Below are 207 nucleotides of genomic sequence, written 5' to 3'. Positions count from 1 at the left end.
AACGGCAGCATCAGCAACCTCGTCCAGGATCCGACCGACCCGACCCGCTGGACGGCCGACCTGACCCCGGCCGCCGGCTTTGAAGGCAACGTCACGGTCGAAGTCCCGGCTGGCAGCTATACCGACGTGGCCGGCAATGCCGGTAGCGGCGATAGCGACAGCACGGCAGTCGACACGCTCGCGCCGAGCGTCAATGTCACGATCAAC

The 207-nt window shown here is 66.7% G+C and carries 1 protein-coding gene; it reads left to right on the top strand.

Annotation, left to right across the window (positions count from 1 at the left end):
* Nucleotides 1–207, top strand: a 207-nt coding sequence (locus B447_RS21690; RefSeq protein ID WP_004250154.1) for an Ig-like domain-containing protein, incomplete at both ends; no start/stop codon positions are given.

Origin of the sequence: Thauera sp. 27, assembly GCF_000310125.2 — a bacterium.
Taxonomy (GTDB): domain Bacteria; phylum Pseudomonadota; class Gammaproteobacteria; order Burkholderiales; family Rhodocyclaceae; genus Thauera; species Thauera mechernichensis.
Note: the sequence above shows the minus strand (reverse complement) of the source record. Positions and strands in the feature narration are given on the sequence as shown.